This is a genomic window from Microbulbifer sp. A4B17 (assembly GCF_003076275.1).
Classification (GTDB): domain Bacteria; phylum Pseudomonadota; class Gammaproteobacteria; order Pseudomonadales; family Cellvibrionaceae; genus Microbulbifer.
In genome coordinates this window covers 4475905-4492324 of the sequence record NZ_CP029064.1, presented here as the reverse complement: position 1 = coordinate 4492324, position 16420 = coordinate 4475905, and the positions used below count along the sequence as shown (strand labels likewise).

The window sequence follows — 16420 nt, the reverse complement described above, 5'->3', positions numbered from 1 at the left end:
ACGGTTGGTAATTTCCCCAAAGCAGATAACCGTATACTCGGCCTCAGCTGCGGGCTGGTCCTGTGGCGGCATGAACCACTACAGTTCCAAGGGATAGTAAGGTCGGGCTTGGGGGCTGGTGACAACAAAAAGGAATATGTGGAGCAGGCTTTAGAGGATGCTATTCTAGTTGGGTGTCACTTTGGGGGAAATTTCCTCAATTTCACATAGGTTGAAGCGAGCCGATTTAAACCAGCCAGTCAATTATTAGGGCCGTCGAATGATAAAAAAAAGCAGAATCGGCCTGAGCAAATAATTAACATTAATTAGTTTATAGAAACAATTATTGAGGCTGAATCTCGAGTTAAATTCTCATCTATGTCTATTTGCTGTGATATTTGTGTTTTCACTTCTTGATAAAATTTGAATAAAGATGGTTTCCTTTGCCAGCCCATTAAAAAGTTCCTTTTTAAATTTAGAAGGTAAGTAAACGAGTTTATTCCTGCTGCGTTATGTGATTGTTGGTTTATATATACTGCCCAGTCTTTGGCAAGACCTGGGCGGTTACGACTACTTTTTGTTACTTAATGCACAGGAGCTGGATATGGTAGCGCGATCGACATTACCCATCTTTTTTTTAGTATCTATTGCAATACTTTATAGTTATTCGAGTGTCAGTGGTGAGGTGGAGCGAACCGTTGAAATACCGCTTGTTTTGGATGACGAGGTAGAGTTAATTCTCACCACTCATCCAGAAAATAGCTTAATGGTTAATGCACAGGTATCGACCAGCGGTGAGTCCCGGGTGGCGATTAGGATAAATTCAGCCGTGACAGATCGACGGCGTACAAATTATACCGACTGGGGAACTGAGCATGATATGACTCTGGCAGGTTTAAGGGCCGATACCACTTATCGATTTACAGCGCTGGCAACACTTGAAAGTGGAGAGACTGTTCAGAGTTCCACAGTTTCTTTCAAAACTGGCTCATTGCCCGAAGGCGTGCCGTCTGTTGAAGTGATGGCGCTTACTGAACAGAGTGAAGGAGGTATAACTATTTTCGCTCCTTCTGGCGATAGGAATAATACTTTTTGGGGATTCGATGAAGAGGGTGAGGTTGTCTGGTATCTTCACGGAGACGTGCCTCTCACCGGTGCTCCTGTAGTCCGTAACCTCAAAGATGGCAGTTTAATGTTGCTATTAGATAAGGAAGCCAGAATTATTTCCTTTGCAGGAGAAACACTTCAGTCATTTGAACTGCCGGCATATCACCACGATGCAATTCTTCTTGGAAATGGGAATCTACTGGTATTAACAGACGCTATTGAAACAATTGACGGGCAGTTATTGAAGGGAGACGTCATCCTTGAGGTAGATGGTCAGGGCAATTCTGTTTGGGAGTGGTCGGCGTTTGATCATCTGGATACCCAGCGCTTTCCCGGTGAATTATCGAGCCGGGAGGTGGGAGATGGTGCTCTGGACTGGACTCATTCGAACTCAATACACTATATCGATGCTGACAGTTCCATTTTATTGTCTAGCCGATCCCAAAGTTGGGTGGTAAATATCGACCATGCCAGTGGTGAAGTAAAATGGATTATGGGTAGGGATTCAGACACTTCAGATCATCTGTTGGGTAGACTATTTTCTCTGCAAACTGGCACTTGGATGGCGTCTCAGCATGCTGCAATGCTTGCGTCAGATGGAGAAATTCTAATTTATGACAACAGGAATGAATCTGAATACAGTGGTGAAATTTATAATAGCCGTGCAGTAAAGTTTTCGTTGGATATTGTGGAAAAGACAGCAGAGCAAACCTGGGAGTATATTGCACCTAAATATACCCAGTCACTAGGTGATGTTGATGAGCTGGCTGGGGGAAATATTCTCTTGTGTGCCGGTGGTCCCTCCCCTGCGAGCAATGGGGGCAATAGTGATGCATATATCATTGAAGTCACCAGTGATACTGGCGCTGAGACTGCCTGGGAAATGGTAGTAAGTGATACGTCTGTCTATCGAGCAGAGCGCTTTTCCTGGAGAGAGTTGTCATCTGTAAACAATTTGTCATTTTAAAATTACTTATAAGACAATCGCCAGTAACAGATCTTTGTTACTGGTGAGAAGTGCCACCCAGAATTATTCATTTAGAAACCTGTTACCTGGTTCGCTCTAGCTTTCTTTTAATATTAATTAGCCCATCTTCTCCAAATAGATCTTTAATTCCAGTAGATAAAGCTTCAATAGCATTTTCTATTCCATCATGTAAGTTTTGACTGTTTTCTGGGGGGGCATAATTTGAATATTGGTTGTGCGGGAATAAGGCTGTTTGATCCTTGAAGAAATTTTGCTTTATCTTCTGGTTCTCACTTGAATATTTATCTAGGAATTTATTTCTTTCATTATTTGAATCCCAAAAGTGATAGATAGTTGGGATCATAGTTTTTATAACCCTTTGTGTGTTGTCTGATTTTAACCAATCCAATAGTTTCTTGTTCTGATCTTTTGAGTGTATTTGATCATTGAGCCTTTGCTTTAAGGTAGCCTCCTCGTTTGACAGACTTTTTCTTACTGTTTCGCCAGAATTGGGAAGTCCTGTGATACCCAGGGCTTTAAAAAAATTAACCGGTAGATCTCCGTTGCATAATTGATCGTAAGTAAGTATTTGTGTATCGGGGAAAATTTTTTTGAAAACCATTATGTTGTCGTAAAACCTAAGGCTCTTCTTTTGTGTTTGCCCTAAGAATTTTTCAAAGGATATTTTTGCCTGAGGGGGTACACCTTTCATAACAAGCTCTTTATATAGAGATTGAACGAAATCGTCTTGCCTACGCAGTGTGAGAATCACCCTTGTTTGTTCAGGTGGTAGCGACTCAGCAAGACGTTCAAGATACTGTTGTCGCGCCTGGACCCAGGAACAATTTTTAAGACTGTAAGTTTGCCGACAAATAGGTTCAGCACTGATAAGAAGATCAAGATTGTATCTTCGAGCCTTACTGGTCCAGCTATAAGCAAGTAATTTTCCTTCGGAAATTGGTGCACTATCGGTTTGACTAGAGAATGCATGAGAAAAATATTGGTGACCTTTATCTTTCTTAAATAGGGATCGATAAAATACTGGATATAAAACGCCTTTCTTTTTTAATAATTTCCTATGCATATAGGAATAGTGCTGTATGGCCGTGGTTCCGGTTTTGTGTAGCCCTGCATGCAAGTAGATAGTCATTGTCGGATTTGTATAAGTAACTATTTTATTGATTGTATGATGAATAGATTTATATGAGCGACTAAATTTTCAGTCTGTTTTTATTTATTAGAAATAGATTTTATATTGGCTAGGTAGAGTGTCAATCTATAGAGATTATAGGTGCCCCCTGTTGAGTTAGTGAAGAATATTCAATAATGTCAAATCTGAATCTCCGATATTTAAGTCATAATGGCGCTGAAATTAGCTGATAGAGTAAATAGAATCGCTGCCACTATAGTATAGTTTCAGTAAGTTTTTCACTATCCATGTATTTATTTGCGAGTTTAGTTGTATGGAGAACCTTTTCAACTCATTGCCGGATAACAGGACTATAGAGCACTTCGAGAGCCTGTTTGAAGGGAGGCAGTGTAGAGTGGAGCGAATAGTGTCTTTCGGCCAGTCCTCCCCAGAGTCTGGTTGGTATGATCAAGATGAGAACGAATGGGTATTGGTGCTATCTGGTTACGGTTTGATTGAAATGGAAACCGGTGAACGTTATAGATTGGGTGAGGGAGATTATCTTTTAATCAAGGCTGGACAGAAACATCGAGTTGTGGAGACCGCTCAAAATGAGCCCACTATATGGTTGGCAATTTTTTATCAGTACTAACGGGCATCTATGGTTACAAATATAACTTGTTTGTAACAGATTCAGATAATAGCAGAGTTCTAATATTTAAATCTCGATAGGAATACCTTGCCTTCTGAGTTTTTCTATTCGGAAGGCAATACTTTCATTAAAAGCCAAATGTGGCTTCACGCATAAAGTATTTATCTTGGCGCTACGGTTCCAAATAAGGGCTTTTCCCAAGAGTTCGCAACAGTATCTGCCAAAAAAAGAGTCAATTGTGACGATTTTTATATATTGCCAATTATTGTGTAATTGCTCATTAAAAAATAAATTAGTATTCCCTCGATATTAGCGTTTATTTTTATCCTTGGGGAAATAATGAAAGAGCAGTTTTTAAAAGCAACACTTTGCCTCGCTATTGTCTCATCTTTATACGGTTGTAGTGGAGGATCTAAAGAAAGCAAATCTCCTGAAGAGACAGATGATATTACTGCACCAACTTTGACCCTTACTCCTACAGGTGGTAGTACTATCGAAGAAGGTGATAAGGTGTTACTGAGTTTTGATGAGCCAGTAGAGCTAGGTGATATCTCACTGTCTGGTTCTATGCAGGAACTCGGGGAGCTATACCAAATAAGTGAAGATTCACTTGAACTAAGGCCGAAAGATGTTTGGGGAGAAGGGGAAGAGCTATCCTTAGTAATCAATGCTCAGGACAGCGCTGGTAATCAAATGACGGAGAGTGACGTCAAGTATCAAGTTGAGAACATTGCCCCTAATGTAAATAGTATACTTCCACAGGATATTCGCCTGGAAAAGAACGATTCTTTTAAAGTCCAATTTTCTGAGACTATGGATGTAGATAGTCTTCAATTAGGTGGGATATTACTTGAAGATGACTACAAGGTTGTTTGGTCTGCTACCGAAATCGAAAATGATACGCTAACTATTATCCCAAAAGAATACTGGATCGCTGGGCAGGAACGCACAATAAACGTTGATGTAATGGATTTAGCGGGAAATCCTATTCCTACAGTAAACAGCAGTTTTACTGTGCCGATGTATTTCGACAATTTTACTCCGGCGTCAGTGGTGATTGGTCAGGATAATTTTTCAGACATAGTTTCGGAGACCAGTGCTAAAAACCTTGGGGTCTTTCCCGCTGGTAATCCTGCTGTTAGTTCTGATGGGAAACTATTTATAACGGATCGAAGAAATAAGCGTGTCTTGGTTTTTAACGAAATACCTTTCTCGAATGGGGCTTCTGCTGATTTTGCTCTAGGTGTCGATAGTCTGGATAGCTCCGATTCATCGGATGATAGAAAGTCGCTTCAAATGCCAGTTCAGGCTAATATTAATGACGGTAAATTAATTATTTCTCAGGTTGAAGGGGAAAGGCAGATTTTGATTTATAACCAAGTCCCTATGGACGGGACGGCAGTCCCTGAAGTGGTTTTAGGAGCATGGGGCAAGGGGGTTGATGGATGTTATAGTGGTGATGATGACAAAGCAACATCTGCCATTTTAGTTGATGGAAAAATTATAGCTGTAGATGAAATTAACTCTCGCGCGTTGGTTTGGAATAGTATTCCAACAGAAGATAATACAACCGCAAGCTTAGTTATTGGTCAGCCTACAATGGAGAGTTGTACCGCTAATGCCGGCTCGGATGGTAATAGTGGGGGACCAACAGCTCAAACTCTTGCTGACCCTTCTGCAGTTTGGAGTGATGGAGATAAGCTTGCAATTATAGATTCTCTAAACAATCGAATTTTGCTCTGGAATGAATTTCCAATAGGGAACTATATTGCAGCAGATGTTGTACTCGGGCAGGAAAATTTTAGTATTGATGAGAGGCCGGATAATGCAACGGAAAAGGATTTAAGTTATCCCTGGTTAGGAATTTGGTCAAATGGAATTCAGCTATTCGTAACTGATACAAATAATAACCGAGTATTAATTTGGGATCAGTGGCCTGAAGAAAATTATGCTGCTGCGGATTCTGTCTTGGGGCAAAGTGATTTTGTAAAATCTGCTTATAATGACTCAAATCAAGACGGAGTTCATGATACCGGTGAACATCCCAGTGCATCCACTTTACGCCTTCCAACAGGGGTCTTTGGTTATAAAGATAGCCTGTTTGTTACTGACTCAGCGAACAATAGGGTTTTGATTTTTAAGTCGCAGTAATGCTTTCAAAATTGATTGTACTAGATTGAAGCTATGGCTAATGGAGATGGTAAGTAAATTTATCATCTCCCTTAATTTTTAGGGTTTTAGTTTATTGCGAGTTCTTAAGTTGGTGATACTTCATTTTTATCTCTTCCAGGTTGACGGTGGGGGCAGGAAACTGGGGGTTTAATTTTTTTAATGCTTCAGAAATAATCGAGGCTACGGCCAAGTCCCGGAACCATTTGTGGTTTGCGGGGATAACGAACCAAGGTGCGTATTCGGTGCTGCATTGATTTAGCATGTCTTCAAAAGCACAGATATACTCGTCCCAATATTTTGCCTCAGTATAATCACTTTCGCTGATTTTCCACTGTTTGGCGGGATCATCAATACGCTGCTTGAATCTCTCCAACTGCTCATCCTGGCTGATATATAGGAAAAATTTCAGTATTATTGTGTTGCTTTCAGAGAGTAATTTTTCAAAGTTATTTATTTGGTCGTAGCGTTCGCTCCAAATTTTCATCGGAACCAGACTATGTACTCGCTCAATCAGTACACCCTCATACTGTGAGCGGTTAAAGATTGATATATGACCCCGAGCCGGAGTTACTTTGTGATATCGCCATAAGAAATCGTGCTCGCTCTCTTCTTTTGAAGGTTCCTTAAAGGATATTGCTCTACACATTTGTGGATTTGTTGCGCCCAATACATGCTTTATTGTGCCATCCTTCCCAGACGCATCGATTCCCTGAAGACAGATAAGTAGTGATGTTTTGCACTCAGCGTAAAGTTTGTAAGTGTATGAGCGTATTTGCTCATCCATACGCTGGGTTTCTGGGAGTGCCTCTTCGTGGCTTTCGTAGCAGTGCCTGAAGCCCGGATCTATTTCTGAGAGCTTGATCTTGCTGCCAGGCTTTACCCTGAAATCTTCGAAACAATTCATAGTTCGAACGCCCACTTTTGTTAGACTTTTGTAGATGACTCAGATATCACTCAATCTTCGATAAAGAAGTTTCTTGACCAAATCCAGGAAAAACATCCAGATAATCATGTATAGCCATACCAGGCCGATTACGGTCCAGGGTATTGCGGGTACCAGCCAGCCGAATCCGCACATCAGCACGGTAAATGCTTGAGTGCCAACAATTGCGATAAATAGAGGGAATGCGGGTAATGGCCTGGAAAAGAATGCTGTGCGTGAGCGCACAACGAATAGTAGCAGATGCCCTCCCGCTACGATCTGTAAAAATACAATGGTTTGAATTTGCTCTTTATTTAGTGCGATCCAAGCTTGCCAACTGGTGTTATTGAGCCATTCCATTCCAATAAACAGAATACCCATTGTTTGGGCAATAGAAAAAAGGCCGATAATGCTGGAGCCCAGCAATAGGTCGCGCATTTGCCAATGTACGGGTTCCTTGGGCAGCAGTGTATTATCGTAGGCAATGGTCATAATGGGGATATCATCAAGAAGAGCCACTAATACGATCATAACAGGGGTTAGTGGTGAAAAGCCGAACATAATGGTGGCAAAGACAACTACCACCATAATGTCCAGGGTCATTGATACTCTAAAAAGCACATAGTTAATAATACGTTCAAATATTTTTCGCGCTTCATCAATGGCATCGACGATGGTGGATAGCCCAGGGGAGGTCAGGATGATGGCTGCGGCGGCGCGTGCGGCATCCGTTGCGCCACTGACAGCGATTCCGCAATCAGCTTGCTTAAGGGCAGGGGCATCGTTCACACCATCTCCGGTCATGGCAACCTGGTGACCTCTGCCTTGAAGTGCTTTCACAATGGCATATTTGTGCTCGGGAAATACTCTTCCAAACCCATCGGCACGTTCCACGGTGTCGACGATAGTAGATGGCAGGTGGTCCATATCCTGGGACTTTTTGAATACACTATTGGCTGCAAAAATATTTGTTCCGATACCGACTTGAGTGGCGATTTCCTTGCCGATTGCCACATCGTCGCCAGTAATCATTTTTACCTGGAGTCCATGTTCCCGTGCACGTTGAATAGTGTCTTTGGAGTCATCCCGAGGTGGGTCTTCAAGAGACAGAATACCCAGGAATTGCCACGGTGTGCCGTTTGCCTTCTGAGCAACTCCCAGGGAGCGTAGCCCCCTGGAGGCCTGTTGTTGCACACAAGCAGAGGCTTTGTTGGCCTCCGCACCACTCAAGCTGCATAAGTCGACAATAGCTTGGGGGGCCCCTTTGCTGAAAAATAGGGTTTGCCCGTCCTGATCCTGTACCTTGACCTCGGTACGTTTGCTAACCGGATCAAATGGAGTGAATTCCTCAACCTTATATTTCTTTAGCTCTTCCTTATTTTTTAGGCCGGCAAAAATTGCTTGATCAATTGGATCACTGGCGCCTGCTTCAGAAGCGATAGCAGCAGCAAGGATCAACTGGTCGTTGTTTTCCGCACTGAATAAGGTAGGTTCTTCGAGGCATAATTGGTTTTTGGTGAGGGTGCCAGTTTTGTCTGAGCAGAGGATATCAACACCGGCCAATTCTTCGATGGATTCCAGCCGCGAGACGATCGCTTTTTTACGGGATAGTGCCAGGGCGCCGAGAGCATTGGTCACTGTGATGACCGAAGGCATGGCAACGGGAATTGATGCGATCAGCAACACCAGTACAGTGCGAAGAATATTGATGATATCTGACCAGTGCCATGTTTCCGCGACCACGATATCGCGGTATAACTCTGTGCCCACCAGAATAACGGCCAGCACCAGACACAGCACGATGAGGAAGTCACCGATATGGGTGACGGCTTTCTGCGAATGTGAGGCACTTTGCCCTGCACCGGCAACAAGTTGGGCGGTGCGCCCAAAGAATGTATTGTGCCCGGTACCAATGACAACAGCGGTCATCTCCCCCCGTTTGGCGATACTGCTGGAATAGCCAATATCACCGATGCTCTTACTGACGGGTAGAGATTCTCCCGTAAGGGCGGCTTGATCAATACTGATGGATTTCCCTTCGGTAAAGCGCACATCAGCGGGTACGACTTGCCCTAGCTTTATTCGAACTATATCCCCGGGGACCACCATTGCCGCATCGATGGATTGATACTCTCCATCCCTTAATACATTGGCTTTGGGTGCCATACTGGCTTTCAGTGCTGCCAGCGCATTGGCAGCTTTGTGCTCCTGCCAAAACCCGGCAATCGCGTTGTATAACAGCAGGGCCATAATGATGGCGAAATCGGGCCAGTGGCCAATTAATGCAGAAAGCAATGCGGCCGCTTCAATCATCCAGGGAATGGGACCCCAGAAAAATCGCAAAAATTTAGCGAGTGCGCTTTGCTCCTTCTCCTGGATGGCATTGGGACCATATTTTTGCAGGCGGGTGCTGGCTTCATTTTTGGTGAGGCCGGCGGGCGACGTGTTTAGTTCAGTGTAAACTGCGTCAATATCAGCGTTCTGCAAATCCAGCGATTGCTGGTCGCTGTTGTTTTGATTATTTGGCGATGATTCTTGACCTTGCACTTTGGGTTTCCCAATGACAAAGGTTTACCTATGGAGTCTGTTCCAGCACTGGATACTTCAATCTAGCAGTTTGCGCCAATTGCTATGTGGACATTGGTGACGGTGGTAAGGGAAATTTGAGGATGTAGAGTTAAAGGTAAAAAAGCCGGCATTGTACTGGCGTGAAAAACCATTAATCCAGTGGGCTATTGAAAGGGATATATCAGTGACAACTGATTAAGCTGCAGGGTCAGCCTATCTCGATAACGTCGCGGTTTTTCTCCGGGGTTTCGAATAGCAATCCGTGCTGTAGTCCTTGGCCAACAGGCCTAAGATATAGACCATATGCAGGTGCTCTCCGTATATGCCTGAGTTCTCTTTAGCTTATAGTGCATTTCATGATAGGCCGAAGCCTAACTATACAGAGTGTCTACTAAACGTGGGTAAGTCTTGCACTTAACGCTGTCATAAATTGACGCACGAAGCGCAGCGTAGTGCGGTCAATTTGATGGCTTTGTTAGCGGATAATGGTGAGTGTAAAGACTACCTGATTTATAGCCACATTTCTCGCCTTCCGCGTTTTTATCCAAAGCTACTAATTTCCACTTCTTCCATGAAGTTGAGTCCAAGTTTTCCGGCCGCAATATTCCTTGCACCGTTTGTCCCTTCCTCGATGCTCATTATATCGGTTAAAGTTACTCTATCTTGAATTTTGGGCAAAGTTTTTTTTAGATCGTCAAACATTTTCTCCATTGTTTTTGGAGGCTCGTCACCATAACCTAGTTTATAGGTTGCCGGAACATCCATCTCAAATCGTTTTGCCAATACAGAGTAATTGTTGGAGAAACAAAGTGTTCCTCGTTGCCCGGACCATTTTCTGCCACAGAAAATCATGGCGCTGTTACTATCACCTGACTCAAATCCGACGGATATGTATAGACCTTGTTCTGATCTATAAACGGCTGACGAGGCCGAAAATCGACCATGCTTCAAGGAGGGATCGTTAATAAGCTCAAAGCCCATATCAGATAAGAAGCACCATGCCATTTTATGAAATTGTGATGCTTCCGCTGGATATACAGGAAAATCTCTTACATGTGCCATACAGACAAAGAAATCCTCAAATGTTACAGAAAATTTCAAACATCAAAGTTCGCAGTCTCCGTAGGTGAAACCGCCCGTGCCACCAAAGTAACGCTCTTCGCGTAAAGGGTACCCTTCTAACATGGCGCGCTCACACGGATAATATTTTCCCCGTCCTCCCTGCCTTGGCCCGTAAAGACCTATATCGTAGAACTGCGCTTGTCTAAGTATCATCGTTGTTATCCATCCGCTGTTCATTTGCCAAAGCAGAGAATCTGTCCTGTCTGACCATTGCCCAGAAGTGAATGGGATTTCATTTCCTTGATCATCAACACCTAAATTAAATGAAATTGCTCCATAAGCCTCTGCTGCTTGCGGTATGCGTTCGTATGTCCAGATTCCGTTAACATTTCCCTCACCCTCTCCTATGACCACTTTCGGTTGTTCTGTTTCTTCGATTTCCTCTTCAAGCAAATCTTGAACCGCCCACTCCCAACCAATTTGCCTCCATTGGAATAGCTCATCATCCTCGCCCTCTTCCGAACAGAGAAAAAGCCCGCAAATTACAATTCCCGCGCGTGTAAGAATTTTCCAGCCCCAGTCTTTTTTGGGAAACCAAGCTGAGTCATTAGCTGCCTCTGGTAATGGCAATGGTAATTTACGAGGTTTTGGCAGCGGTTGTGCTTCCGGCGGTAACTCTGGCCAGGGCAATGGATCAAGTAGTACACCCGCCACGGTTTCCCCGACCTCCGCCTCAAGCTTGCTTTCCAAAATCTGCTCCGAAGCCGCTGGGTCTGATTGTAGGGCTACATTTGGGTCCTCAAACGCGGTGCCGGCCGCTTGTGCATAGTTCAAAGCATCCTGATTAAAATTCTCATACTCGATCACCAACTCAATGTTGGATAGAAAAGTACCATATATCCACCAATAGCCAACCTGGGAATTGAATAGACAGGAACTAGGATAATCGTAGCAAAACGCCGGAATGTTATTCGGATCAGTTGGGTCGTCGTTGTCATCGAGAAACTGTTTGCCGTTATCATATTGGTAGTAATAACTTATATACGTTATATACCACCAGCCAGTTTGCTCTTCGCCATCGTAGTGGTACCAGCCTTCTGATATGGCAGTATTTTCAAAATAGTCGCTGCTTTTAGAGTAACCATAAATCTCCTTGAAAAATTGCTTAAATTCTGGATCAACAGCCCTTACATGGGCCAATGAATCGTTTGGAGCGAACACTATCTGATCATATGTACCTGTATAAAAATTTACATCTCCAGAAAAATTTTTAATTACTAGGTCGAGCTGGCCATCGATGTTTACATCTTTTACAACCAGCTCTACCGCGGATTCCCCCCACGTATTAAGAACGCTCAATTCCGATGCAGTTGGGGTGCTACCGACAGAAAACTTTTGATCCGAGTTCTGAATTAAAACGACTTGCTCAGCGGGTGATATAACTATTGGCGTGATAACGTCGCCAAGTAACAGAATTATTTCAGGCGATCGTGATAGAAAGAGGTCTGCGTACCCATCGCCGTTCAAATCGCCACTATAAGCTTTATATTTCTCGTCGTAACCCGCCTGCGCTACTAAGTAGAATGTCGAAAGAATCCCGAGCAATAGCAATCTAACTTTCATTATTTTCTTTCCTTATAAGTTGATCGTGATAATTCCCCCAACTTTTAGACTGCTAGGCCTTGGGTGGTCTCGCTAACGCCCGGTTAATGGGCAGGCGAAGCAGCGCGTAGCCTGTCCCAGCGGAAGCCACGCTTTTTGTGGCTGGAGCGAATTGAACCGCTTGTTATGTGTTTTGCTGCTCATTTACCTCTTTCTCTAACTCCTCAGCTTGATAAGGCATATATCCATTCTTTAAAAAATAGAAGGCCAGATAACCGTAGACACCTGCCAACGCAATTGAGTTGGGTAAAGGGGCATTGTTAAAAAGCACCCCATAGAAGACCCAGCCGAGTAAAGCTAACACAATCGTAGCTAGTACATAGTTACATGCCTTGATGAAAGGATGGCTGCTCCGTTTACCCCACTTCAGTAGGAATAAGGTAGGAAAACCAATGTACATCATAAAAGCAGAAATACCAGCTCCCCAATTTGGGCCAAAAAATGGATGTAAAGCCCAATAGAGAGGGAAAAACAAAATCACTGATAAAATTGCGATTAGTAGCAGTCTCATGATCTACACATAACGCCAAGCTCACCCGCGGAGGCGCGATAGCGCCGGAGTCGGGTGCAGCTTCTTGTTAACCCTTTTTATTTGAAACATGACTTTGAATTTGGTCAGCAATGTTTACGTAAACTGACTTTAGCTTATTTGGGTCCAGTGTTGATTGAAACTCAATAACCAGGTCCTCGAATCCATTTTGCGTTGTGCTAATAACGAGTTCCATTGACGTGTTTTCTTGGAACTGATGTAAGTCTATGCCAGCTTTTGCAAGCTCTGAGCTTAATTGTGCCTCGTTGAGAGAGAAGCTCCCCAATTTTTCTTGTAACTCCTGAGCGCTAGAAATTGACAACTCGTTTGCAGGAATCGTGTAATCAAATCCTCGTGTAACAGCTGGCTCTATGATGCCGCTCTTTACAGCGGCATAGACAAGTAGGATGACGAGTACAGTGCCATTAGCGAATTTAGAAAGCTTTGACTTTCCAAGTGTGATTAATGGTTTTCTTTCTTGAGCCATTACTTTCCTCGTTGGGTTAACGCCTTTATAAACGGCGTGCGTTTTTCAGCGCGTCCAGTTGCAGCCGTTTTCTGGCTGCAACGATGTTTAATAAACTTGTTATACCCTGGCTATTTGTAGATTTTGGGATCAACTTCATATTCTCCACCCATTTTCTTGGGCTTCAAGCTCGGGTGTTGCTCGTAGATGGGGTTCATGAAGCTAGTAAGTAGTTCACCCATCACTTTTCCTGTGGCTTGCTGGTAGTTTTTAAACTCTTGTTCAGAGCATCCATCCTTAATAAGAGCAAGATTATTATCCATTGCAGCCCCTATTTTAAGTGCAAGCAAGCTTGTTTTTTCAGCTAGTTCTCTATCCATAGGTAGTATCCGTATAACAGTTAATTCAAAAGAAGCGTCTTTATATCACCCTTCTATATATTTCTGCTTCAGCCATCCAGGATTATCCAAAAAATATAACAATATCAGTAGGTTAAAGACTTTGGCGCAATCTCCAACAGGTAGATATTAAGCAGCAGCTATATATTTACCTGCTTTTCTTGCTCGTGACAATAGTGTCACCCTCTTTAAAGTCAATGGCTTAGCTCGCTCTCTCCAGAAATAGGAGAAGCTTCTCTTGAATTCTGATATTGAAAGTAGAGCAAGATATGAAATGCGGTATATAAGACAGTTTGAAGAGCAATGTTATGGAAGATATTCGCGGTAGAGTACCAAGTAAGCCTGAATACTTCACGGGAGTCTCCCGATAGCGTATTTGAAATTAAGTACGGTTGTTTTAGGAAGGAGAGGTAAACTTATACTCACTGGGATAAGCAATTCATGTACTTTGTTAAGGAAAAGAGCCTCATTGATAGGGTGGGGAGATTGCGAGGGGCCTCTCTCACCTTACACTTCAAGGAAGGACTGTATCACTTCAAAATAGCTAAAATATAAGTCCCATTATCGGTTTTATATAAACATTCTGAATTTTACAATTTTTTGTTTGAAAAATCATATGAAATGGCTCTCCAATAGTTGCGCTTTGAATTATGTTTGAAAGATTCTTAACTCCATGGGTTGATATTTTTCGTCCTCAATTATTTAGTTCTGGGCGGATTTTCTTTCAGTTGAGCGGGCTCAGTAGTTTAGTTTATTAGTTGATGGTTTCGGGCTTGCAATTGGCTATTTCCAATAGCAGAGACTTTCTTTGTGAGAGTATCCATATCAGATATTCTAATCTGGATTTTTGTATCGCGGGCTATTTCATTGGCAGCGATGATGAAGTAATGGAGTTAAAAGAAAAAAAGCCGGCATTGTGCCGGCGCGAAAGCAGACGTCGAAAGGAAAAGACGTTGCAGAGAGACTGGAATTTTTGCCAGATGCCCAGATTCCAATTTGAGCTGGGCACCTTTGGCGAGCTAATTAATCAGCTTTTTTCGCGCAGGAGTACACAGGCATCTGCAGCAGCCAGATTTAAATTATTTCCTACTACATGCCCACTAAACAGTGCTGGAGTAATATTTCGGGCAGCGGAGAACTCATCAGGTACTTGTAAGGAGTCACTGGTTTTCCCCAGGTTGAGAACAACCAGCATTTCTTCAGTTTCGCTGCGCCTTACGAAAGCAAACAGTTCACTGCCCGTGTGGATCACTTCCTGCTCTGCAGTCGCCAACGATTGGGGTAGCTTCCTGTGCCATTCGATCAGTGCGCGGAAGCGGTTGAGCATGGAGCGCTGGGCGTCCTGCTGAACCTCTACCGCCCGTTGCTGGTGCTCCCCAGAAACGGGTAGCCAGGATTTTGCTGTGGAAAAGCCCGCGTTGTCGTCGCTGGTATTGGTCCAGGGCATCGGAGTGCGGCAGCCGTCGCGGCCTTTGAATTCCGGCCACAGATTAATGCCGTAGGGGTCTACCAGATCTTCATAGGCAATTTCCGCTTCCGGTAGGCCCAGTTCTTCCCCTTGGTAGAGGCAGACACTGCCGCGCAGTGCCAATTGCATCAGCAGGAATAATGGGGCCCTGGCATCGGCTTGGTCATCGCTAAAGCCTTTGTTCCAGCGGGTTATTGAGCGGGGTACATCGTGATTGCTGATCGACCAGCAGGGCCAGCCCTTCTCGATTACGTCGCGGTTTTTTTCCAGAGTTTCGCGCAGGAAGCCCGCACTGCAATCCTCGGTCAATAGATCGAAGGAATAGGCCATGTGCAGGCGTTTTTCCGTGGTGTACTCGGCCATGATTTTATGGGTATTGTCGTCGCCAACTTCACCTACGGTCACAGTGCCGGGATATTGGTCCATTAACTGCCGTACCCGCTGGAGAAACACCAGGTTTTCCGGCTGGGATTTATCATTCTGGTGCCACTGGTAGTCGTAGTGATTGACTGGCGGCAGGCCTTTCTCGTCAAGCTTGAGCGGGCGCGCCGGGTTATTGCCCAGGGCCTGCTGATGGAAAATAAAGTTGACCGCATCCAGTCGGAAACCATCTACACCCCGATCGAGCCAGAATTTCATATCGGCGAGCAGCTGCTCCTGGACTTCCGGGTTGTGAACATTCAGGTCCGGCTGTTCTTTGAGGAAGTTGGCCAAATAGTACTGTCGGCGGCGGGTACACCAGCGCCAGGAGCCTCCTCCAAATACGGAGACCCAGTTGTTGGGAGGGGTGCCATCTTCTTTAGGATCAACCCAGACATACCAGTCCGCTTTGGGGTTGTCGCGGTTGGCACGACTTTCCTGGAACCAGGGGTGCTGGTCCGAGGTGTGGCTGAGGATTTGGTCGATAATCACTTTCAGGCCGCGCTCGTGGGCCGCTTCGATCATCCGGTCGAAATCTTCCAGGTTGCCAAAAATAGGGTCTACATCCCGGTAGTCGGCAACGTCATAGCCAAAATCCACCATCGGCGATTTAAAAAAGGGTGAGATCCAGATGGCGTCTACGCCGAGGGATTTTACATAATCCAGTTTTTGCGTAATTCCGGGAATATCACCGATGCCATCTCCGTTGGCGTCGCAGAAGCTGCGTGGGTAAATCTGATAAATAACGCTATTGCGCCACCACTCATAGCTGTTGCCGCTCATGGATTACTGCCTTGTTTCATTATTTGAAATGTGGAGATAGTCCACCTTTAAAGGATAGGGTAAGTATGGAGCAGTCATTGGCGGGCTTCCTCCTCCCCGGCTAGGGGGGAGAGGGGGGTAAAGGGTGACCGGCCTG

General features: G+C 44.2%; 12 protein-coding genes. 3 read left to right on the top strand and 9 right to left on the bottom strand.

Features of this window, described 5'->3' with window-relative positions; genetic code table 11:
* Window positions 1–493 precede the first annotated feature (493 nt).
* On the top strand, window positions 494–2053 hold the full coding sequence (locus BTJ40_RS19675; RefSeq protein WP_108734678.1) for an aryl-sulfate sulfotransferase: 1560 nt from the start codon (window positions 494–496) through the stop codon (window positions 2051–2053).
* An 82-nt stretch (window positions 2054–2135) separates the two neighbouring features.
* Here BTJ40_RS19675 and BTJ40_RS19670 read toward each other — a convergent pair whose 3' ends face one another.
* Window positions 2136–3137: a hypothetical protein gene (locus BTJ40_RS19670; RefSeq protein WP_157954175.1), complete on the bottom strand. Its 1002-nt coding sequence runs from the start codon at window positions 3135–3137 to the stop codon at window positions 2136–2138.
* 379 nt (window positions 3138–3516) lie between these two features.
* On the opposite strand from BTJ40_RS19670, the gene BTJ40_RS19665 reads away from it, so the two are divergent.
* The gene (locus BTJ40_RS19665) at window positions 3517–3834 is read left to right on the top strand and encodes a cupin domain-containing protein (RefSeq protein WP_108734676.1); all 318 of its coding nucleotides are present in this window, start codon (window positions 3517–3519) and stop codon (window positions 3832–3834) included.
* Window positions 3835–4173: 339 nt separating this feature from the next.
* Window positions 4174–5985 (top strand): Ig-like domain-containing protein, encoded by a 1812-nt coding sequence (locus tag BTJ40_RS19660; RefSeq protein WP_108734675.1) that lies wholly within the window; start codon window positions 4174–4176, stop codon window positions 5983–5985.
* 91 nt (window positions 5986–6076) lie between these two features.
* Here the strand turns inward: BTJ40_RS19660 and BTJ40_RS19655 are convergent, their stop codons facing one another.
* From BTJ40_RS19655 to BTJ40_RS19620, 8 genes are all read right to left on the bottom strand, one after another.
* A complete protein-coding gene (locus BTJ40_RS19655; RefSeq protein WP_108734674.1) occupies window positions 6077–6910 on the bottom strand; it encodes a polyphosphate kinase 2 family protein in 834 nt (277 codons plus the stop codon).
* Window positions 6911–6949: 39 nt separating this feature from the next.
* Window positions 6950–9475: a plasma-membrane proton-efflux P-type ATPase gene (locus BTJ40_RS19650; protein ID WP_108734673.1), complete on the bottom strand. Its 2526-nt coding sequence runs from the start codon at window positions 9473–9475 to the stop codon at window positions 6950–6952.
* A 561-nt stretch (window positions 9476–10036) separates the two neighbouring features.
* Window positions 10037–10558, bottom strand: a complete 522-nt coding sequence (locus BTJ40_RS19645; RefSeq protein WP_157954174.1) for a hypothetical protein — start codon at window positions 10556–10558, stop codon at window positions 10037–10039.
* Window positions 10559–10600: 42 nt separating this feature from the next.
* Window positions 10601–12181 carry a hypothetical protein gene (locus BTJ40_RS19640; protein WP_108734671.1) on the bottom strand — a complete coding sequence of 527 codons (1581 nt, stop codon included), beginning with the start codon at window positions 12179–12181 and terminating at the stop codon, window positions 10601–10603.
* A 163-nt stretch (window positions 12182–12344) separates the two neighbouring features.
* Complete coding sequence (locus BTJ40_RS19635; protein WP_108734670.1) at window positions 12345–12731, bottom strand: hypothetical protein; 387 nt, start codon at window positions 12729–12731, stop codon at window positions 12345–12347.
* 67 nt (window positions 12732–12798) lie between these two features.
* Entirely contained in the window at window positions 12799–13236 is a 438-nt protein-coding gene (locus BTJ40_RS19630) for a hypothetical protein (protein WP_108734669.1), read from the bottom strand.
* Window positions 13237–13346: 110 nt separating this feature from the next.
* Entirely contained in the window at window positions 13347–13595 is a 249-nt protein-coding gene (locus tag BTJ40_RS19625; RefSeq protein WP_108734668.1) for a hypothetical protein, read from the bottom strand.
* A 1045-nt stretch (window positions 13596–14640) separates the two neighbouring features.
* Window positions 14641–16284, bottom strand: a complete 1644-nt coding sequence (locus tag BTJ40_RS19620) for an alpha-amylase family glycosyl hydrolase (RefSeq protein WP_108734667.1) — start codon at window positions 16282–16284, stop codon at window positions 14641–14643.
* Window positions 16285–16420: the final 136 nt, after the last annotated feature.

Coding starts and splice junctions, on each gene's coding strand:
- BTJ40_RS19645 (WP_157954174.1), bottom strand. CDS start 10,558: ATGGCACATGTAAGAGATTTTCCTGTATATCCAGCGGAAGCATCACAA.
- BTJ40_RS19665 (WP_108734676.1), top strand. CDS start 3,517: ATGGAGAACCTTTTCAACTCATTGCCGGATAACAGGACTATAGAGCAC.
- BTJ40_RS19655 (WP_108734674.1), bottom strand. CDS start 6,910: ATGAATTGTTTCGAAGATTTCAGGGTAAAGCCTGGCAGCAAGATCAAG.
- BTJ40_RS19635 (WP_108734670.1), bottom strand. CDS start 12,731: ATGAGACTGCTACTAATCGCAATTTTATCAGTGATTTTGTTTTTCCCT.
- BTJ40_RS19625 (WP_108734668.1), bottom strand. CDS start 13,595: ATGGATAGAGAACTAGCTGAAAAAACAAGCTTGCTTGCACTTAAAATA.
- BTJ40_RS19620 (WP_108734667.1), bottom strand. CDS start 16,284: ATGAGCGGCAACAGCTATGAGTGGTGGCGCAATAGCGTTATTTATCAG.
- BTJ40_RS19660 (WP_108734675.1), top strand. CDS start 4,174: ATGAAAGAGCAGTTTTTAAAAGCAACACTTTGCCTCGCTATTGTCTCA.
- BTJ40_RS19670 (WP_157954175.1), bottom strand. CDS start 3,137: ATGCATAGGAAATTATTAAAAAAGAAAGGCGTTTTATATCCAGTATTT.
- BTJ40_RS19640 (WP_108734671.1), bottom strand. CDS start 12,181: ATGAAAGTTAGATTGCTATTGCTCGGGATTCTTTCGACATTCTACTTA.
- BTJ40_RS19630 (WP_108734669.1), bottom strand. CDS start 13,236: ATGGCTCAAGAAAGAAAACCATTAATCACACTTGGAAAGTCAAAGCTT.